At 47.3% G+C, this 16,450-nt stretch carries 15 protein-coding genes; 12 read left to right on the top strand and 3 right to left on the bottom strand.

The features are described 5' to 3' along the window. Nucleotides 1-3: 3 nt before the first annotated feature. Together HY811_11970 and HY811_11965 are read right to left on the bottom strand one after the other, a co-directional pair. On the bottom strand, nt 4-1,692 hold the full coding sequence (locus HY811_11970; GenBank protein ID MBI4835519.1) for a YgiQ family radical SAM protein: 1,689 nt from the start codon (nt 1,690-1,692) through the stop codon (nt 4-6). A gap of 36 nt (nt 1,693-1,728) precedes the next feature. Beyond that, the gene (locus HY811_11965) at nt 1,729-2,994 is read right to left on the bottom strand and encodes a serine/threonine protein kinase (GenBank protein MBI4835518.1); all 1,266 of its coding nucleotides are present in this window, start codon (nt 2,992-2,994) and stop codon (nt 1,729-1,731) included. Nucleotides 2,995-3,318: 324 nt separating this feature from the next. On the opposite strand from HY811_11965, the gene HY811_11960 reads away from it, so the two are divergent. From HY811_11960 to HY811_11930, 7 genes are all read left to right on the top strand, one after another. Then, complete coding sequence (locus tag HY811_11960) at nt 3,319-5,244, top strand: NADH-quinone oxidoreductase subunit L (GenBank protein ID MBI4835517.1); 1,926 nt, start codon at nt 3,319-3,321, stop codon at nt 5,242-5,244. Nucleotides 5,245-5,261: 17 nt separating this feature from the next. Then, nucleotides 5,262-6,119, top strand: a complete 858-nt coding sequence (locus HY811_11955; protein MBI4835516.1) for an NADH-quinone oxidoreductase subunit H — start codon at nt 5,262-5,264, stop codon at nt 6,117-6,119. Nucleotides 6,120-6,169: 50 nt separating this feature from the next. Next, a complete protein-coding gene (gene nuoB / locus HY811_11950; GenBank protein MBI4835515.1) occupies nt 6,170-6,622 on the top strand; it encodes an NADH-quinone oxidoreductase subunit NuoB in 453 nt (150 codons plus the stop codon). After that, nucleotides 6,619-8,400: an FAD-dependent oxidoreductase gene (locus HY811_11945; GenBank protein MBI4835514.1), complete on the top strand. Its 1,782-nt coding sequence runs from the start codon at nt 6,619-6,621 to the stop codon at nt 8,398-8,400. Before nuoB ends, HY811_11945 begins: the two co-directional genes overlap by 4 nt. A 25-nt stretch (nt 8,401-8,425) precedes the next feature. Continuing rightward, nucleotides 8,426-9,505 carry a nickel-dependent hydrogenase large subunit gene (locus tag HY811_11940; GenBank protein ID MBI4835513.1) on the top strand — a complete coding sequence of 360 codons (1,080 nt, stop codon included), beginning with the start codon at nt 8,426-8,428 and terminating at the stop codon, nt 9,503-9,505. A gap of 17 nt (nt 9,506-9,522) precedes the next feature. Beyond that, nucleotides 9,523-9,852, top strand: coding sequence for a 4Fe-4S dicluster domain-containing protein (locus HY811_11935; protein ID MBI4835512.1), 330 nt, complete (start codon nt 9,523-9,525; stop codon nt 9,850-9,852). A gap of 222 nt (nt 9,853-10,074) precedes the next feature. Continuing rightward, nucleotides 10,075-10,635: a CPBP family intramembrane metalloprotease gene (locus tag HY811_11930; GenBank protein MBI4835511.1), complete on the top strand. Its 561-nt coding sequence runs from the start codon at nt 10,075-10,077 to the stop codon at nt 10,633-10,635. Between the two features lie 48 nt (nt 10,636-10,683). Here HY811_11930 and HY811_11925 read toward each other — a convergent pair whose 3' ends face one another. Beyond that, nucleotides 10,684-12,060, bottom strand: coding sequence for a hypothetical protein (locus tag HY811_11925; protein ID MBI4835510.1), 1,377 nt, complete (start codon nt 12,058-12,060; stop codon nt 10,684-10,686). A gap of 170 nt (nt 12,061-12,230) precedes the next feature. Between HY811_11925 and HY811_11920 the strand changes: the two genes are divergently transcribed. From HY811_11920 to HY811_11900, 5 genes are all read left to right on the top strand, one after another. Continuing rightward, entirely contained in the window at nt 12,231-12,623 is a 393-nt protein-coding gene (locus HY811_11920) for a zf-TFIIB domain-containing protein (GenBank protein MBI4835509.1), read from the top strand. A gap of 58 nt (nt 12,624-12,681) precedes the next feature. Next, a complete protein-coding gene (locus tag HY811_11915) occupies nt 12,682-13,257 on the top strand; it encodes a LemA family protein (protein MBI4835508.1) in 576 nt (191 codons plus the stop codon). 100 nt (nt 13,258-13,357) lie between these two features. Next, a complete protein-coding gene (locus HY811_11910) occupies nt 13,358-14,572 on the top strand; it encodes a M48 family metallopeptidase (protein MBI4835507.1) in 1,215 nt (404 codons plus the stop codon). A 400-nt stretch (nt 14,573-14,972) separates the two neighbouring features. Continuing rightward, a complete protein-coding gene (locus HY811_11905) occupies nt 14,973-15,383 on the top strand; it encodes a response regulator (protein MBI4835506.1) in 411 nt (136 codons plus the stop codon). A gap of 64 nt (nt 15,384-15,447) precedes the next feature. After that, a partial coding sequence (locus HY811_11900) for a putative Ig domain-containing protein (protein MBI4835505.1) occupies nt 15,448-16,450 on the top strand: 1,003 nt, incomplete at its 3' end.

Raw genomic sequence — 16,450 nt, 5'->3', positions numbered from 1 at the left:
TGATTATTCTCCTGCCACAACAAGGAATTTCTGTGTTTCTTTCCCGCGTAGGTCTTTTTCCACAATCAACTGCCTTCTATTAAACGGATTCTGCCCGGTATAATACATCAGGGCGGAGTAGGTGGAGGGAAGCGGAGTGAATATCTGTACCTGCTCGATATTTATTCGTATTTCTTTCCTGATAAAATCTCTAAGCTCTTCCATGTCTTGATAACGGCATCCGGGATGTGCAGCAATAAAATAATAAGTCAGGAATTGGTTTTTGCCGGATTGCTTATTAAGCTTATTAAATAATTCTTTGAATCTTTGAAGATATTCTTTATTTGGTTTCCCCATGCAATCAAGGACATACGGGGTAACATGCTCAGGCGCTATTTTCAACTGGCCCGAAATATGATGATTAATCAGCTCTTCCAGATAAGCCATGCCGCATAATTTATCCTCCAGAACCATATCGTGGCGTATGCCGGAGCCTATGAAAACTTTTTTAATGCCTTTAAGGCGGCGCAGTTTTCCAAGCAATGCAATCTGGCGCTTGTGGCTGATATCCACAGCCCGGCAATAGTCCGGATAAATACAACGTTTATCGCGGCAGGCGCCGGATTTCATCTTTTGGGCGCATTCTATTCCGTACATATTCGCGGTTGGCCCACCGATATCTGTAATATATCCCTTAAAATCTTTAGCGGCAATTAGTTTTTTAGCTTCCCTGATAATAGAATCCTCGCTGCGCGAAATTACGGTTCTTCCCTGATGAACGGTAATGGAACAGAAATTACACTCACCGTAACAACCGCGGTGGCTTGTTATGGAAAACTTTATGGTATCCAACGCCTTAACTATGCCTTTATCAAGATAATAAGGATGCACATTCCTTTCGTAATCAAGTTCATAAATGTTGTCCAACTCACTAATGGTCAGGTGTTGGGCCGGCGGATTCTGGATTAAATATCTGGTATCCTGTTTCTGGCATAATCCGTGGGCGGTAATCGGGTCAGTATTTTCATAAAAGAGCTTAAACATTCCGGCAAAGCTCTGCCTGTCCTTTTTGGTTTCTTCGTAAGAAGGCAGGTTTATAAAACCATTTTTACATTCAGGCGCGATATAACATATGCCGCGGATATCGCGGTAATCTTTCTCGTTTTTAAGCTTTTCAGCCAGTTCAAGTGTTGCCTTTTCGCCCATCCCATAGACCAGGATATCCGCTTTGGCATCAAAGAGGATTGAACGTCGTATGGCATTATCCCAGTAATCATAATGAGCAATACGCCGCAGGCTTGCCTCCACTCCGCCCAGGACAATCGGTTTGGTGTTTTTAAAGTATTTCCTGATGAGATTAGTATAAACTATGGAAGCACGGTCGGGCCTGGCAATATTACTTCCACCAGCGGTAAAATCATCCTGCTTCTTTCTTTTCTTTAAAGCGGTGTAATTGGCGACCATCGAATCAATCGCGCCGGCGGTTACGCCCCAAAACAGAGCCGGCTCGCCTAAGCGCATGATATCAGTTCCGCTTTTAACATCCGGCTGTGCGATTATGCCGATTTTGTAGCCTTTATCCAAAAGTACTTTTCCAATGACAGATACGCCGATAAACGAGCTGTCTAGATAGGCATCGCCCGTAACAAGTATAATATCCAGCGTATTCCATCCTAATTGAGCAATTTCTTCAGCGGTGGTGGGTAAAAACATACATTTTTAGCCTGGTAATATTCCAGGAATATCTTATTACATGCCGGCCATTTGCTTGGAAATATGCTTTGCAAGCGTTGATTCCGGGCGGGACATAACTAGTTTCAAGCCATTGGGAGTATAAAAACGCGCTTCAATCTTGCGTTTCAAGACCAGTTTGCCTTCCGCCCCTTTGAGAAAGTTCAACTGCCGGAGCTGTTCATTGGTATATTTCTCAAAATTGCTGTAAAACATGCTTATATAAGAAGCAAGGCTATTATTAGTTGGACCAAATCCTTTGGCATAAAGGTATTTTTGTTCAAGCATATCTCCGACATCATACATATTTTCATAACGCTGGTTTTTGTCTTTGGCAAGCATTTTCATGACTATCAACGATAATATTTCCGGTATATCGGTCCTGAACTGGTGGGGCGGTATGATTTCTTTTTCCATCTGTTTAAGAACATGCATACGCTGTTCGCCAAACGGCAAATCCCACGGATGAGAATAAAGACGGATGCCCGTTAGCATCTCATACGCCACCAGTCCAAGCGCAAATATATCCGTACGCTTGTCTATTTCTTCCATCCTGATTTGTTCCGGCGACATATAGGAGAGTTTGCCGGCAAGCATCTGCATTTCCTCTTTTGTCCGGGCGGCCACGCCGAAATCCGAAAGCTTGCATACGCCGTGATGGTCAATCAAAACATTTTCCGGGGAAATATCACGGTGAATGATGTATTTGTGGGCGTAAGCAAGCGCGCGGCATATCCGGCTGATGACAAAGCCAATCAATTCATTCGGAATCAGCAGGCCTTTGCGAACATGCTCATGATGCAAAGTGCTCAAATCAGGCCCTTGGATATAATCCATAGCGATAAAAAACAGCTTCCGCTGGTCTTTATGCAATTCCGGCTTTACCGAAGACACCATAATTAAATTTCTGTTCTTATGCAAAAGCTTTGCAATCGGCGAATAATGCTCGTAGCGCCTGTGCGGCTTTGCGTAGGAAAGCGAATCTATTTCCTGGCGGAACGCTTCCGGAAGCAGGTGCAAGGGAAGTGATTCCAGCCCGTATGTCTTAACGATATTTTCATGCCGCAAGCTGGTCGCCACATTAGCTTCTTCCTTAAGACGCTCTTCATGTTCCGTAGAAAGAGCCTTGACCGTCTTTAGGACGACTTTATCCTCTACCCCTTCGGTATGCTTTTCCGCCAGGAAGATTATTCCCATCCCGCCCCGGCCTATTTCATCAACGAGCGTATAAGTTGATGTTGAATGGAAAGAAACGCCTACCAAATCGCTTTTCTCTTTTTGCATGGCATAAATTAAGCTTATTTTAAACTATTAGGCAAGAAAATATGGACAGAAGACATGCTTAGGCAGGATGGAAAATATTTTTATTTTAATATACGGTAATTTCTGGACAAAACAGTAAATTAATGCTAAGGTACGCGGTTCGCTGGTTCGATATAAAACTAATGCGTCTGTGTTTGAAAGATATTGAAATGCTTAAGAAAACCGGCAGAAACTTATCGGGAAATTGCCGCGCAACACCAAACGGCTCCGGAATAAATGCCGCCCATATATACATTTTCATCAAAACGTCCCTATTATATTATGATAATGTAAGGAGAATATAATATGACACAACAAACCATGCTGACCATTCTCATTTTAATGCCTATCTTCTGCGGAATTTTATGTTACCTCATAAGAGAAAAAACCTTCCGTTCGCTTATTATACTTTTTAATGCGCTGCTTTTAATTATAGCTTCCGTATTCTTACTTAAAAACGGCGGATTTGAGTTTACGCCTTCTGAATCTTGGAACAAGGCAATTACCATTTGCGATTTCGCAATACTTCTCTATTTCCTTTTTATCGGGCTGCGCACCGGCCATGTCGCAATAATCGTATTAAGCCTTTTACAAATAGGGCCTTTGGCTTATTTCGAATATACCCAGGGCCATTCGCTCAGCGTAACCCCGTCAATCATGATAGACCAAACCGCAATTATCATGTGCCTGATTATTTCAATCGTCGGTTCGCTGACCGCCATCTACGCGGTTCAATATATGAAAGACCACGAAGAACACCTTAAGCTTTCCAAATCACGCCAGCCGGTATTCTTCTTTTTCTTCATACTATTCCTGGGCGCGATGAACGGGCTGGTATTTTCCAATAATCTCTTGTGGTTGTATTTCTTCTGGGAAGTAACCACGCTCTGCTGCTACCAGTTGATTCGCCACGACCTTAATACGGAATCCAAGGCTAACGCCATCAGGGCATTGTGGATGAACCTGGTCGGCGGGGTCGGTTTCATATTCGCTATAATATTTCTGTTCAATATCGACCCTAATTTATTATCGGTTAAAGAAATCATTAAGAACCCGTCCGGCGCGGCTATTTTAATCCCGCTTTCATTATTATGTTTGGCCGGATTCACCAAATCCGCCCAAGTGCCGTTCCAGAATTGGCTGCTCGGCGCGATGGTGGCGCCTACCCCGGTTTCCGCCTTGCTACACTCTTCGACCATGGTCAAAGCCGGAGTATACCTCATTCTACGCTTTGCTCCGGCATTCCAGGGCACGGCGCTTTCTAAAATGGTCATGCTGGTCGGGGCTTTCAGTTTCGTGGTTACGGCAATCATCGCCCTGACCCAGGATAACGCCAAACGTCTCCTGGCATATTCAACCATCGGCAACCTCGGCCTGATTATCATGTGCGCCGGCATTAATACTCCGCTATCCATTACCGCCGCATTGATATTGCTGGTCTTCCACGCCATATCAAAAGGGCTTTTATTCATGTGCGTCGGCACAATAGAAACCTTTATTCACAGCCGCGAGATAGAACGCATGGCCGAATTGATTACCCGGCTTCCGTTGCTTACAAATATAACCGTCATCGGGATATTCACCATGTTCCTGGCGCCGTTCGGGCTGCTGGTAGGCAAATGGGCGGCAACCGAAGGGTTGATGAGCGTAAAATCCACCTCTGCCTTTATCGCGGTCATTATGCTCGTCCTGGGAAGCGCGGCCACCACGGTATTCTGGACTAAATACTTGGGACGCCTGATTAACAAGCCCATCGCGCCCAAGGAAAGCGCCCCGACGCCGCTGGCTTTCCTTTACAAATTCCCGTTGATTTCGCTGGTTATTCTGGCGATTTCCTTAAGCGTTCTGGTCATTCCATTCTATAATGCAATAATTATCCCGGCGGTCAAACAGCTTAATTACGACTTGATTCTTACCGCGGGCAGCGCCAGCCTGTTCACCGAGTTCGGTTCTTTCGCCACCTGGCCGTTGTTTATCCTCTTCGGATTCGCCCTGGTATTGCCTTTATTGCTATTAAAAGCGCCTAAGGAAAGCGTGGTGCCGGTTTATATGTGCGGCGAAAACGCCCCGGGCGACGATTGCGCGTTCTGCACCATGGCCGATAAAAACGAGCCGTTACAAACCGGCGGATTGTACTTTATGGATATTATATGCGAAAGCACCATGGAAAAAGTATGCACATCCATAGGTGTTTTTATATTGGTCGCCCTGTTTTGGATAATATTAAGATAAGTAAAGGATAAAAAAGTATGACAAACCAGATATTAATCGCGATTGCCAGTATTTTAGCGGTACCCATTATCGGAGGATTGCTGAGAGGATTTGACCGAAAAATGACCGCCCGGATGCAAAGCCGCATCGGGCCGCCGATTCTCCAGCCGTTTTATGACGTGATTAAATTATGGAACAAGGAAAAAAATATCACCCATAAAAACCAATTAATCTGGGCTTACGGGTATTTCGGGTTTATCATTACCAGCATTCTGGTGTTCGCTTTGGGCAGGGATATACTGATGATGCTTTTCGTCCTGGTTTTGGCGGGGGTATGCCTGGTCCTGGGAGCGTTAAGCATTAAATCCCCATACAGCCATCTGGGCGGCAACCGGGAACTCATCCAGATGCTCGCTTACGAGCCGATGCTTTTCCTCATCGCCCTGGCGGTATTCCTGTCAACGGGCAGTTTTAATGTAAATGTAATTATCGCATCGGGGACGCCTTTGATATACTCACTGCCGCTGGCATTTATCGCCATGGTAATCGTTATGGTGATAAAGATGAGGAAATCCCCGTTTGATATTTCGCTTTCGCACCATGCCCACCAGGAAATCGTGCGCGGCCCGGTTACGGAATTCTCCGGCAAATACCTCGCGCTGATTGAATTGGCGGAATGGTACGAAATGGTCCTGCTCCTGGCAATATTGGCCATGTTCTGGGCTATGCCTTTCTGGGCGGGAATCATTCTCGCGCTGGCGGTTTATTTCATCGTCTTGATTATAGATAACGTTTTTGCCAGACTTACTTGGCCGATACTTTTAAAATTCACCTGGACTTTCGGCATTGGGCTGGTAATTCTCAATATTCTGGGTATTTATCTGCTTCGTAAATGATGATTGCCCGCTCTCCGCCAAAGGCGGGGAAGCGAGGCGAGGAGGTGATTATGGGATTAGTGACCAATTCAAGAGTTAAATCTCCCTGGATTCTCCATTTCGATTGCGGCAGCTGTAACGGCTGCGATATCGAAATACTGGCCTGCCTGACTCCGATGTATGATATCGAAAGATTCGGCATGGTCAATATGGGAAACCCCAAGCACGCCGATGTCCTGGTCGTTACCGGCTCGGCTAACCGGCGTAATGCCAGGGTCTTGAAAAATCTTTACGAACAGATGCCTGAACCAAAGGTCGTTATCGCCATCGGAAGTTGCGCCTGCACCGGCGGTGTATTTAACGAATGCCCCAATATTTTGGGCGGCGTTGATAAAGTCATCCCGGTCGATGTCTATATCCCGGGCTGCGCCGTTAAACCGGAGGCAATCATTGATGGGGCGGTCCTGGCGTTGGGTAAACTGGCCGAAAAAAAAGCTAAGGCAAAAGAAGGAGTTAGAGCATGAAATCAAATTCTATGAAAGATGTGGTTGAAATTAATGTAACCAAAGCCGAACTTATCTCCGGAATCCAGAAAATGATGCAGGCTAAAATGCGCTTTACCACCGCCACCTGCATAGACAGGAAAGACCAGACCGAAATCATTTACCATTTCGCCGATGAGTCAAGCAAGCTGTCCAATGTCCGGCTTCTGACGAAAAAGGGCGAAGTTATCCCTTCGATTTCGCAGATATACCTGGCCGCCACGCTGATTGAAAACGAAATTCACGACCAGTTCGGAGTGGAATTCACCGGAAACGCGCTTGATTACGAGCAGAAATTCCTGATAACGGGCGATTCTCCCAGGCTTACGCTTAATAAACTAACCACGGATATCGGAATCTGCACCGTCCAGAAAAAAGCCCGTTGCCACGATGCCTGCCCGGCCGGCATTAATGTCCCTAATTACGTGCGCCTTATCTCGGACGGCAAATACAAAGAAGCGCTTGAAGTCATTTATCAAAATAATCCACTGCCGGCAATCTGCGGCCGCGTTTGCTTTGCGCCCTGCGAGATAAACTGCCGCCAGACCATACAGGATGAGGCCGTCATGATACGTCTCCTTAAAAGATTCGTCTCGGATAAAGTCGGCATCGGCATTCCGAAGCCCAATGCCCCGAAAACAGGCAAGAAAGTCGCCATCATCGGTTCAGGACCGGGCGGACTGGTTGCCGGATTTTACCTGGCCCGCAAAGGCCATTCGGTAACAATATTCGAAGCGCTGCCCGAACCAGGCGGATATATGAGGGTGGGAATCCCGGAATACCGCCTGCCGCGCGACATTCTCGCCAAAGAAATTAAAATTATCCAGGACCAGGGCGTGGAAATAAAGACCAATACCCGGATAGATAACGTTGATACATTATTCCAGCAGGGCTTTAACGCCGTTCTGGTAGCAACCGGTGCCCACAAAAATATGCCGCTGGGCGTTCCGGGTGAAGAGGTCGAAGGCGTTCTGAATTGCGTCAAATTCTTGAGGGAAGTCAATCTGGGACAGAAAGTAAACCTGGGCAGCAAGGTGTTTGTCGTCGGAGGCGGAAACTCCGCCATAGACGCCGCCCGGGTCGCCCTGCGCGCCGGAGCCAAGGAAGTGACCATGCTTTACCGCAGGACGCAAAAAGAAATGCCCGCTACTCCAAAAGAAATACACGAAGCGCTTGAGGAAGGCGTAAAACTGGAAGCGCTCTGCGCGCCGACTAAAATCAGCCGCGCTAATAACAAACTGCAAATAACCAATATCCGGATGAAACTCGGAGCGCCGGATTCAAGCGGGCGCCCCAGGCCGGAACCGATTCCGGGCAGCGAATTCACTATCGAAGCCGATTCCCTTATCGCCGCTATCGGGCAATCTGCGGAACTTTCTCCCCAGATGGGCATCACCCTGGCTAAAGGCGGTAAAATCGATAAGATTAATAAGAATGGCGTTTTCGCCGCCGGAGACCTGGTGACCGGGCCGACCTCGGTGGTCGAGGCAATCCGGACCGCCCGTGAAGCCGCCGCGTCAATCGATAAATTCCTCGGCGGTGACGGCGTCATACTGAAAGAAACTAAAACCGGCAATCCTGAATTTATCAAACGCATCGACCTTGAAGATAGGTTAAAAAGATGTAAGCAGGTCGGAAATCCCTGCCTCAAGGCCGATAAACGGTCGGATAATTTCAAGGAAGTTGAATGCGGCCTGACCGAAGACATGGCACTGACAGAAGCCATGCGCTGCTGGCGTTGCAATTGGACTGAATGTTAAACGGATTATTAGATAGGAGATAAATATGAGCCATCGCACAGTTATCCCGTTCGGTCCCCAGCATCCGGTTCTTCCGGAACCGATCCAGTTGAAACTGGTTTGCGAAGGGGAAAAAATAGTTGAGGTCATTCCCAATATCGGATATATCCATCGCGGAATAGAAAAAGGCGGAGAAATAAAGGATTTCCAGCAGACCCTTCATTTGATTGAACGGACCTGCGGTATCTGCAGTTTCATCCATGCCCTGACTTATTCCCAGGGAATCGAGGACCTCCTGAAAATGGAAGTTCCGCCCCGCGCGAAATACCTGAGGGTCGCCTGGTCTGAACTTTCCAGGATTCACAGCCACCTCTTGTGGCTGGGGCTTCTGGCGGATGCCATCGGATTCGAATCGCTATTCATGCAGTTCTGGAAAATCAGGGAAAGCATCCTGGATTTGTTCGAATTAACCACCGGGCAGCGGGTCATCCAATCCGCCTGTATCATCGGCGGAGTCAGAAGGAATATTGATGACCAGATGGCCTCGAAGATAAAAACAGACCTGCAATCCGTAAAAGAAGCGCTTGATGAAATGCTCCCGGTTCTGTTGGAGGATTATTCGCTTAAAGCCAGGACTGTCGGCGCTGGAATGCTTTCCAAGGAGCAGGCCATGACCCTCGGCGCAGTCGGCCCGACCGCTCGCGCCAGCGGAGTCCGGCAGGATTCAAGATCGCTTAATTATTTGCCCTATGACGAGCTCGGATTCGAACCGATTACCGAAACCGCCGGCGACAGTTACGCCCGCGCCCTGGTAAGGACAAAAGAAATCTACCAATCCATCGGAATAGTCCTGAAGGCGCTTGACGCCGCCCCCAGAGGAGAACTTAGCGTCCCGGTAAAATCGTGGCCGAACGGCGAGGCGATTCAAAGAGTCGAACAGCCCAGGGGCGAGGTTTTCTATTATATCAAAGGCAACGGCACCAGGAATCTGGAAAGGCTCAAAATCCGGACCCCGACTTTCGCCAACATACCAACCCTTTTAGTGATGCTTCCCGGCGCAAGCATGGCGGATTTACCGGTTATCGTTTTATCCATTGACCCGTGCATTTCCTGCACGGAAAGATAACGTAAAAGGAGAATAAAATGAGTAAAATGCTTCTGACAATTATTAAGAACCTGTTTTCCAAGCCGGCCACCCGCAAATACCCGTTTGAAAAACGCGACCCGTTTAAGGGTTCCCGCGGCAAAATCACCTTTGACCAGACTAAATGCGACCATTGCGGCGATTGCCAGCGACTATGCCCGGCTGGTGCCATATTCGTTGAAGAAAAGGCCAAACAAATCACCTACGACCCTTTCAGGTGTATTTATTGCTGGGTCTGCGCGGAAAACTGCCTGCAGAAAGCCATTAAAGCCGAGGAAGGCTATAAATCTCCTGACTATAAAAAAGAAAAAATAGTCGTTAAGAAATAAGCTCTTATCATCACATAGAAATTACAAAAGCTGTCCGGCGTTTTTACCTTATAATTTTATTGCCAATCATATCTCTTTGGCTATAATACCCTTCTTATGGAAACTCAAACTGGATATTCAAATAGATGGCCCATCCTGATTGTCTTATTATCAATCCTTTTAACACCATTCTTAATGGGAATCGTACACCAAATCATACTACCCTTAAAACTAGGGGATTCCTTGTCAATATTTATCGGTTACGCAGTTTCCGGCATTTTAATATTGTCGTGGCTTGGCTGGCTTTCCATACGTTATTTCGGAAGCGTCAAAAGCGGCTGGGCGCTGCAAACGCCTTTCAAACCTAAATGGCTATTGATAATCATAGCAGCAACAATCGGGCTTTACGCTTTTAATTTGATGTATGTTATCATCTCGACCGCCCTGGGTATAGAACTTCAGCAACAGGAAGTGGTAACCATGGTATCTCAAACAGAATCGCAAGCTGAAATACTCATGGCGTTTCTTATGGTGTGCGGATTTGGCCCAATCATGGAAGAAATAGTTTACCGGGCATGTTTTTATTCGGCACTTAAAAAGAGATTCGGCGTTCTTTTGGGAATAATTTTAAGCTCACTTGTTTTCGCACTTATGCACCAAAACCTTTCTTCGTTGGTACCGATATTTATGGTAGGGGTAACGTGTGCAATTATCTTTGAAAAAACCAAAACACTGATGACAAGCGCGATTATCCATTCCTTCTTTAATCTTTTGGGGTTAATCGCGGTATATATCGGGGGATAAGTTTAAAACATGCCTAGCATATCGAATCAATACACCAGAAAAGATGGCTTAAAAACTGCCTGATGATTTAAAACGTTTTTCTATACGCCACTGTTGCACAGTTGTAGCACCGCTGCCGGTGCCTGTGGTATCATACCCGACGATGTAAATAAAATTATCATCGCTGAGCACGTCGAATGCCTCGTCAGAGGCGGAGCTAAAATTTTCCGCCACTAAACCGTCCGAACCAAAGCTTGATTCTAAGACCCCGTTAGTTTTATATCGTTTTTCTATGCGCCAGCGCCCGGCCGCGGTATCTGAACCGACCGCGTATATATAAGTTGTATCTGAAGTCAAAGCAAACATGGTATCGTCACTGGAACTGGGGTTATTGGTCATTATGCCCGTCGGTCCGAAAGTAGCATCAAAAGAGCCTCCTAATGTATCCCTTTTTTCCGCGCGCCATTGATTATTACCGCCTGTATTATCATACCCGCCGATATACAGGAATCCGCCGTCGCTGATAACCTTATTAATACTGTCCGCCCCGACGCTTATATCTTCTGTAATAACTCCACCCACGAAAAATCCACCGACTGTTGACCCGGTAGTACTGCTGCGTTTCTCCAACCGCCAGCGCCCGCCACCAACGTTATCATACCCTCCGATATAAAGATAACTACCCTCTAAAATCATGCAGGAAGGCGACCCTGTAGTCCCTGCAATCACCCCGCCCGTCCCGAATCCGGTGGTCGTATCCAACGCACCGGTTATCTTGCTTCTCTTTTCGATTCTCCAGCTTGTCCCGGAAGCCTGTCCCGCAATATATATAAAATTATCGTCGACAGCTATCGCATAAGCAATATCGCTTGCCGCTGAAATATTATTTACCACCACGCCGTTTGTCCCGAAACTGCTCACTAAAATGCCGGTATCTTTAGTCCTTTTTTCAACGCGCCACTCGGCACTTACCGCTGCCCCGGATGATGTATCATAACCGGCAATATACAAATAATCGGCATCAGCTACAATATCCATCGGAGATGCAATCGCCGCGGCGTTTCCGGTGGATGTCAAGGCGCCGCTGCTGCCGAAATTTATTACCAGCGCACCGGTCGTCTTTTCCCGTTTTTCTATTCTCCATACGGTAGCCGTTCCTCCTGATGCCAGATACCAGCCTGTGATATACAAATATGTTGAATCTGAAGTAACATCTGTAGCATTTCCGGTGTCTCCGGCATTTAAATAAGCGGAAATAGCCCATCCGCTCGCCACTGTTCCTCCGCCGCCTGAACCGCCGCCGCCGCTTCCGCTGCTGCCGGTCATTATTACCTCGGCATCTTCGAAATCAATGATTTTCTGTCCCCAGCAACCCTTGTTTGCATTCAGGGAAAAAAGCGCAATGGCTGACACTAACAATAATGTAATGACTTTAATTTTACTCATAAAAAACGCCTCCATTACCTATTGATTTTAATATACCCTCTTTTTGTTCCCCTGTCAACTTTTTGTTAAATAATATGTAAAAAAATTGCCCCCTTTGCCGCCCTGCTTTATATCGTATTACTTTCTATATTTCTTGACCGCTAAAAACATATTTGATTATTTATTACCATATGGAATGCCCTGTCTGCAACGAGGCGATGATTGTGGTCGAGCACAAAGGCGTTGAACTCGATTACTGCAGCGAGTGCAAAGGCGCCTGGTTCGATTCGGGCGAGCTCGAACTCCTCTTTGAAGCTGTAGACCTAAAAAAACTGGACGACCTGATGGCGCTTCCGGCTAAAGAAATACGGGAACAACTCCGGCCCTGCCCGATATGCCGCCGGAAAATGGATAAAATCGCCCTCGGTAAAAACCCGGAAATCATCATCGACCGCTGTATCAATAAGGAAGGCTTATGGTTCGACGGGGGAGAACTCGGAAAAGTCATGGCCCAATGCCTTCCGGAAGGCTGCCAGGACCAGAACAGGGTGATATCTTTTCTCGGTGAGATTTTCATTAAATAATATAATAGCCTGATGATTCGCAGATAATCTGTGTAATCTGTGGCAAAGGAGAAGAAACATGGGAACAACGGGAATTGTCCTGATAGTTGCCGGGGTGCTGGCATTTATCCTGATTCTCTGGTTTATCGGCGCCTTTAACGGGCTCGTCCGCAGCCGCAACGAAGTTAAAAACGCCTGGTCGCAGATTGATGTCCAGCTGAAACGCCGCTACGACCTCATCCCGAACCTGGTCAATACGGTCAAGGGCTATGCCGCGCACGAAAACAAAACCTTTGAAAATATTGCCGCAGCGCGTTCCGCCTGCATGAAGGCATCCGCCTCCGGCGATATCGGCGAACTGGGCAAGCAGGAAGGATTCCTGACCCAGGCGTTAAAGAGCCTCTTTGCCGTTGCCGAGGCATATCCCGAGCTCAAGGCAAACCAGAATTTCCTCGCTTTGCAGGAAGAGCTAACCTCCACGGAAAATAAAATCGGCTTCTCCCGCCAGTTTTATAACGATACCGTCCTTAAGATGAATAATCTGGTGGAACAGATTCCTTCCAATATCGTTGCCGCGCTGGGCGGATTTAAGAAAGAAGTCTTCTTTGAAATAGCGAATGCGGCGGAAAAAGAAGCGCCGAAAGTTAGTTTTTGAACAAGACGGGTTAAGAGGATTAAAACGGGGTGAGAAGAGAAAGACGGCAAAAGGCCGCCCTCTTAAGCCTTCTTATCCCTTCTAAATCCCTCATTAGATTATGTGGGAACAAATCAGAGCAAACAAGAATAAATCCATCTTCCTGGCGTTTTTCATACTGGGAATACTGCTCCTTATCGGGCTGGTCTTCGGAGAATTCATCGCGCCCGGAGGCGGAACGCTTGGGATAGCCGCCGCCATAATACTCTGGGTAATCCTTTCTTTAATCAGCTATTTCCAGGGCGGCAATATCATGCTCGCCATAAGCGGCGCCCGGAAAATAGAGCACGCCGACCACCCGATGCTCTTCAATATCGTGGAGGAGATGAAAATCGCCTCCGGCTTACCCAAGGCGCCGGATGTCTATATCATAGACGACCCCTCTCCCAACGCCTTTGCCACCGGACGCGACGCCGAACACTCGGCCGTTGCCGTAACTTCGGGTCTTCTCAATATCCTGAACCGCGATGAACTCCAGGGCGTCATCGCCCATGAAATGGGGCACATCAAAAACCGCGATATCCTTTTTATGATTATGATAGGCATCATGCTCGGCGTCATAGTCCTTATGTCGGATATTTTCCTGCGCTCTTTAAGGTGGGGCGGGGGCAGGAGCCGCCGCTCTTCCGGCGGGGGGCAGGCACAGGCGCTCATACTCGTCATCGGCTTGGTCCTGGCGATCCTGGCGCCCATCGTCGCGCAATTGATTTACTTTGCCATCTCGCGCCGTCGCGAATACCTGGCGGATGCCTCAGGGGCATTATTTACCCGGTATCCGGAAGGATTGGCTAGCGCTCTCGAAAAAATAGGCGCTTCTTCCGGGCGTTATCAACTGCAATCCGCCAACCGGGCAACCGCCCCGATGTATATCATTAATCCATTGAAAGCCGAGGCGGCCTCTCTTTCCGCCACGCATCCGCCGATTGAAGAACGTGTGAAAATATTGAGGAGCATGGCAGGCGGGGCAGGTTATGTGGATTTCAACGCCGCCTGGAAAAAGGTTACCAGGAGCACGGCGAATATCATCCCTGCTTCGGGGCTTAAGTCACTCCAAAGCGTGGCATTACGCGGCGCCATTGGTGCGGAAGCAAAACCTGAACCCACTAAAAAAGAGCGTGTCAGGCAGACTACGGACCTCTTATGGTCGATGAGCAACTATATATTTATCACGTGTTTATGCGGGACAAAGATGAAGATACCGCCCACCTTCAGCCGTCCGGAAATCCAATGTCCCCACTGCGGCAGGATGAACACGCTCACCAAGCCGCAGAAGTAGCTTAAAAACGATGGCTGATGTTGTATCAAACAACAGCCATTACGATTAAAAATATTTTGCCAATTATCTTATCATTTTTCGCTTGACAAGTCTAAGCTAAACTTATAAAATCAGGTCAAGTTAAATAAAGTACTTTCGTCGGCTAATAATGTAATACTCTTGATGCGTGGACTCTGCCTTTGGGGCGGGGTTCCGCGACGCTGGTCGTGTCAAGAGTCTTAGCCGACGAAGGGCATAAACCCAGCAAGTGGTTCCTTGCCCTTTTTTTATTGGGCATAAGAAAAGTAAATGTTGCTTTTATATCTTAACCGTTTAGATAAAAGGAGGCAGCGAAAAATAGAAAATAGATTGATATGATACGACAACCGCTGAAATGGTTTTCCATTTTATCGCAGGGAAAATGATACCTAAAATAATGGTGGTGGATGATGACCAGTCCGTCGGTAACTTTTTAACGAGATTCCTGGGGAAAAAGAATTATGAGGCAATCAGTTTTGCCGAACCTAAGAAGGCGTTAGAATACCTCAAAACTAATCAGGTTAACTTGATGCTGGCAGATTTAAACATGACGGCCGCCGTTGGCGAGCCTCGCCCTAATGGGCGGGAAATAAGCGGAATAGAATTAATTAAATTATCTAAGGAATTAAAGCCCAACCTGCAAGTTTTGGTTATGACCGGACTGCCTGATTCGGAAACGTTCGAGTCATTAAAGAAATACGGGATTTCAGATTACCTGGAAAAACCCATTCATCTAAACGATTTAGAAAAGAGTATTACTGTGTCGCTGAAAAGAAATATTGATAATAAATAAATTTGCCCTTGACAAAGAGATTAATAAAAGTTATAGTATCAAACAATAAATAAGGAGGATTGTTATGCAGAAAAACAACCGCGCCGTTAACATAGGAGCTTTCGGCATCGCCTTATTAATATGTATAGCCACCGTAAATCTCGCCTTTGCAGACCCAACCATCACCACAAATTCCCCCTTGCCTGATGCCTTGCTTAATACTGCATATAATACACAAGTTAACGCCGCAGACGGCACAGTGTTTAACGCCACGGTAGTTGACGGCGAATACGGCGATTGGCCCGCGGGCTCAGGTTATTACTGGACAATCTCCGCCGGTGCTTTGCCTGCCGGGATGAATCTCCAAACCACCAACCCGAACGGCACAGGTGATTTTGAATGGTATGACCAGGGCTATAATTATTATACCGCGCGTTTGCCCGGCCAGATAAAAATAGTAGGCTCGCCCACCCAGACCGGAGTTGTCACTTTCACCTTGACCGCCCACTGTTTCGGCGGGGCAAATGTAAGCAAACAGTTTGCTATTACCGTCGGCACCAACCAGTTGAATATTACCACCGCTTCTTTACCGCCAAACGATATAAATTATGCCTATAGCGCAACAGTAGTTGCCACCGGCGGCACTACGCCTTACAGCTGGTCAATTACAAACGGAAGCCTGCCTGCCGGATTATCCTTGAATTCTTCTACCGGATTAATTGCCGGGACGCCCACGGCTTCCGGCGCATCGAACTTTACCGTCCAGGTAACTTCTAACGACAGCCAAACCGCAACTAAGGCTTTATCAATCTATATCGCGCCGACCATTTCTATCAGCACCGCGAACCAATTACCCGGAGCTTATATCTATGCGCCATACTTAACCGTTGTTAACGCCGCCGATGGGACATTGGTTCAATCCACCGTGGTGGACGGAGAATATGGCAATTGGTCAGCCGGTTCGGGTTATCGCTGGGAGCTTGCCGCGGGAAATCTTCCGCCTTCCATGGCATTGGTTACCAATAACGCCAGCGGTTCGGCAGAGGATTGGTATGACCAGGGAAATAACCATTTCTCAGGCTGGCTTC

This window comes from Planctomycetota bacterium, from assembly GCA_016207825.1.
In the GTDB taxonomy this organism is placed as follows: Bacteria; Planctomycetota; MHYJ01; order JACQXL01; family JACQZI01; genus JACQZI01.
The sequence above is the reverse complement of the archived record's forward strand: the minus strand, read 5'-3'. Positions and strand labels throughout refer to the sequence as shown.

What these genes read in the sequence shown, in the direction of transcription:
- HY811_11970 (MBI4835519.1), bottom strand. Translation starts at nt 1,692, where the DNA reads ATGTTTTTACCCACCACCGCTGAAGAAATTGCTCAATTAGGATGGAAT.
- HY811_11965 (MBI4835518.1), bottom strand. Translation starts at nt 2,994, where the DNA reads ATGCAAAAAGAGAAAAGCGATTTGGTAGGCGTTTCTTTCCATTCAACA.
- HY811_11960 (MBI4835517.1), top strand. Translation starts at nt 3,319, where the DNA reads ATGACACAACAAACCATGCTGACCATTCTCATTTTAATGCCTATCTTC.
- HY811_11955 (MBI4835516.1), top strand. Translation starts at nt 5,262, where the DNA reads ATGACAAACCAGATATTAATCGCGATTGCCAGTATTTTAGCGGTACCC.
- nuoB (MBI4835515.1), top strand. Translation starts at nt 6,170, where the DNA reads ATGGGATTAGTGACCAATTCAAGAGTTAAATCTCCCTGGATTCTCCAT.
- HY811_11945 (MBI4835514.1), top strand. Translation starts at nt 6,619, where the DNA reads ATGAAATCAAATTCTATGAAAGATGTGGTTGAAATTAATGTAACCAAA.
- HY811_11940 (MBI4835513.1), top strand. Translation starts at nt 8,426, where the DNA reads ATGAGCCATCGCACAGTTATCCCGTTCGGTCCCCAGCATCCGGTTCTT.
- HY811_11935 (MBI4835512.1), top strand. Translation starts at nt 9,523, where the DNA reads ATGAGTAAAATGCTTCTGACAATTATTAAGAACCTGTTTTCCAAGCCG.
- HY811_11925 (MBI4835510.1), bottom strand. Translation starts at nt 12,060, where the DNA reads ATGAGTAAAATTAAAGTCATTACATTATTGTTAGTGTCAGCCATTGCG.
- HY811_11920 (MBI4835509.1), top strand. Translation starts at nt 12,231, where the DNA reads ATGGAATGCCCTGTCTGCAACGAGGCGATGATTGTGGTCGAGCACAAA.
- HY811_11915 (MBI4835508.1), top strand. Translation starts at nt 12,682, where the DNA reads ATGGGAACAACGGGAATTGTCCTGATAGTTGCCGGGGTGCTGGCATTT.
- HY811_11910 (MBI4835507.1), top strand. Translation starts at nt 13,358, where the DNA reads ATGTGGGAACAAATCAGAGCAAACAAGAATAAATCCATCTTCCTGGCG.
- HY811_11905 (MBI4835506.1), top strand. Translation starts at nt 14,973, where the DNA reads ATGATACCTAAAATAATGGTGGTGGATGATGACCAGTCCGTCGGTAAC.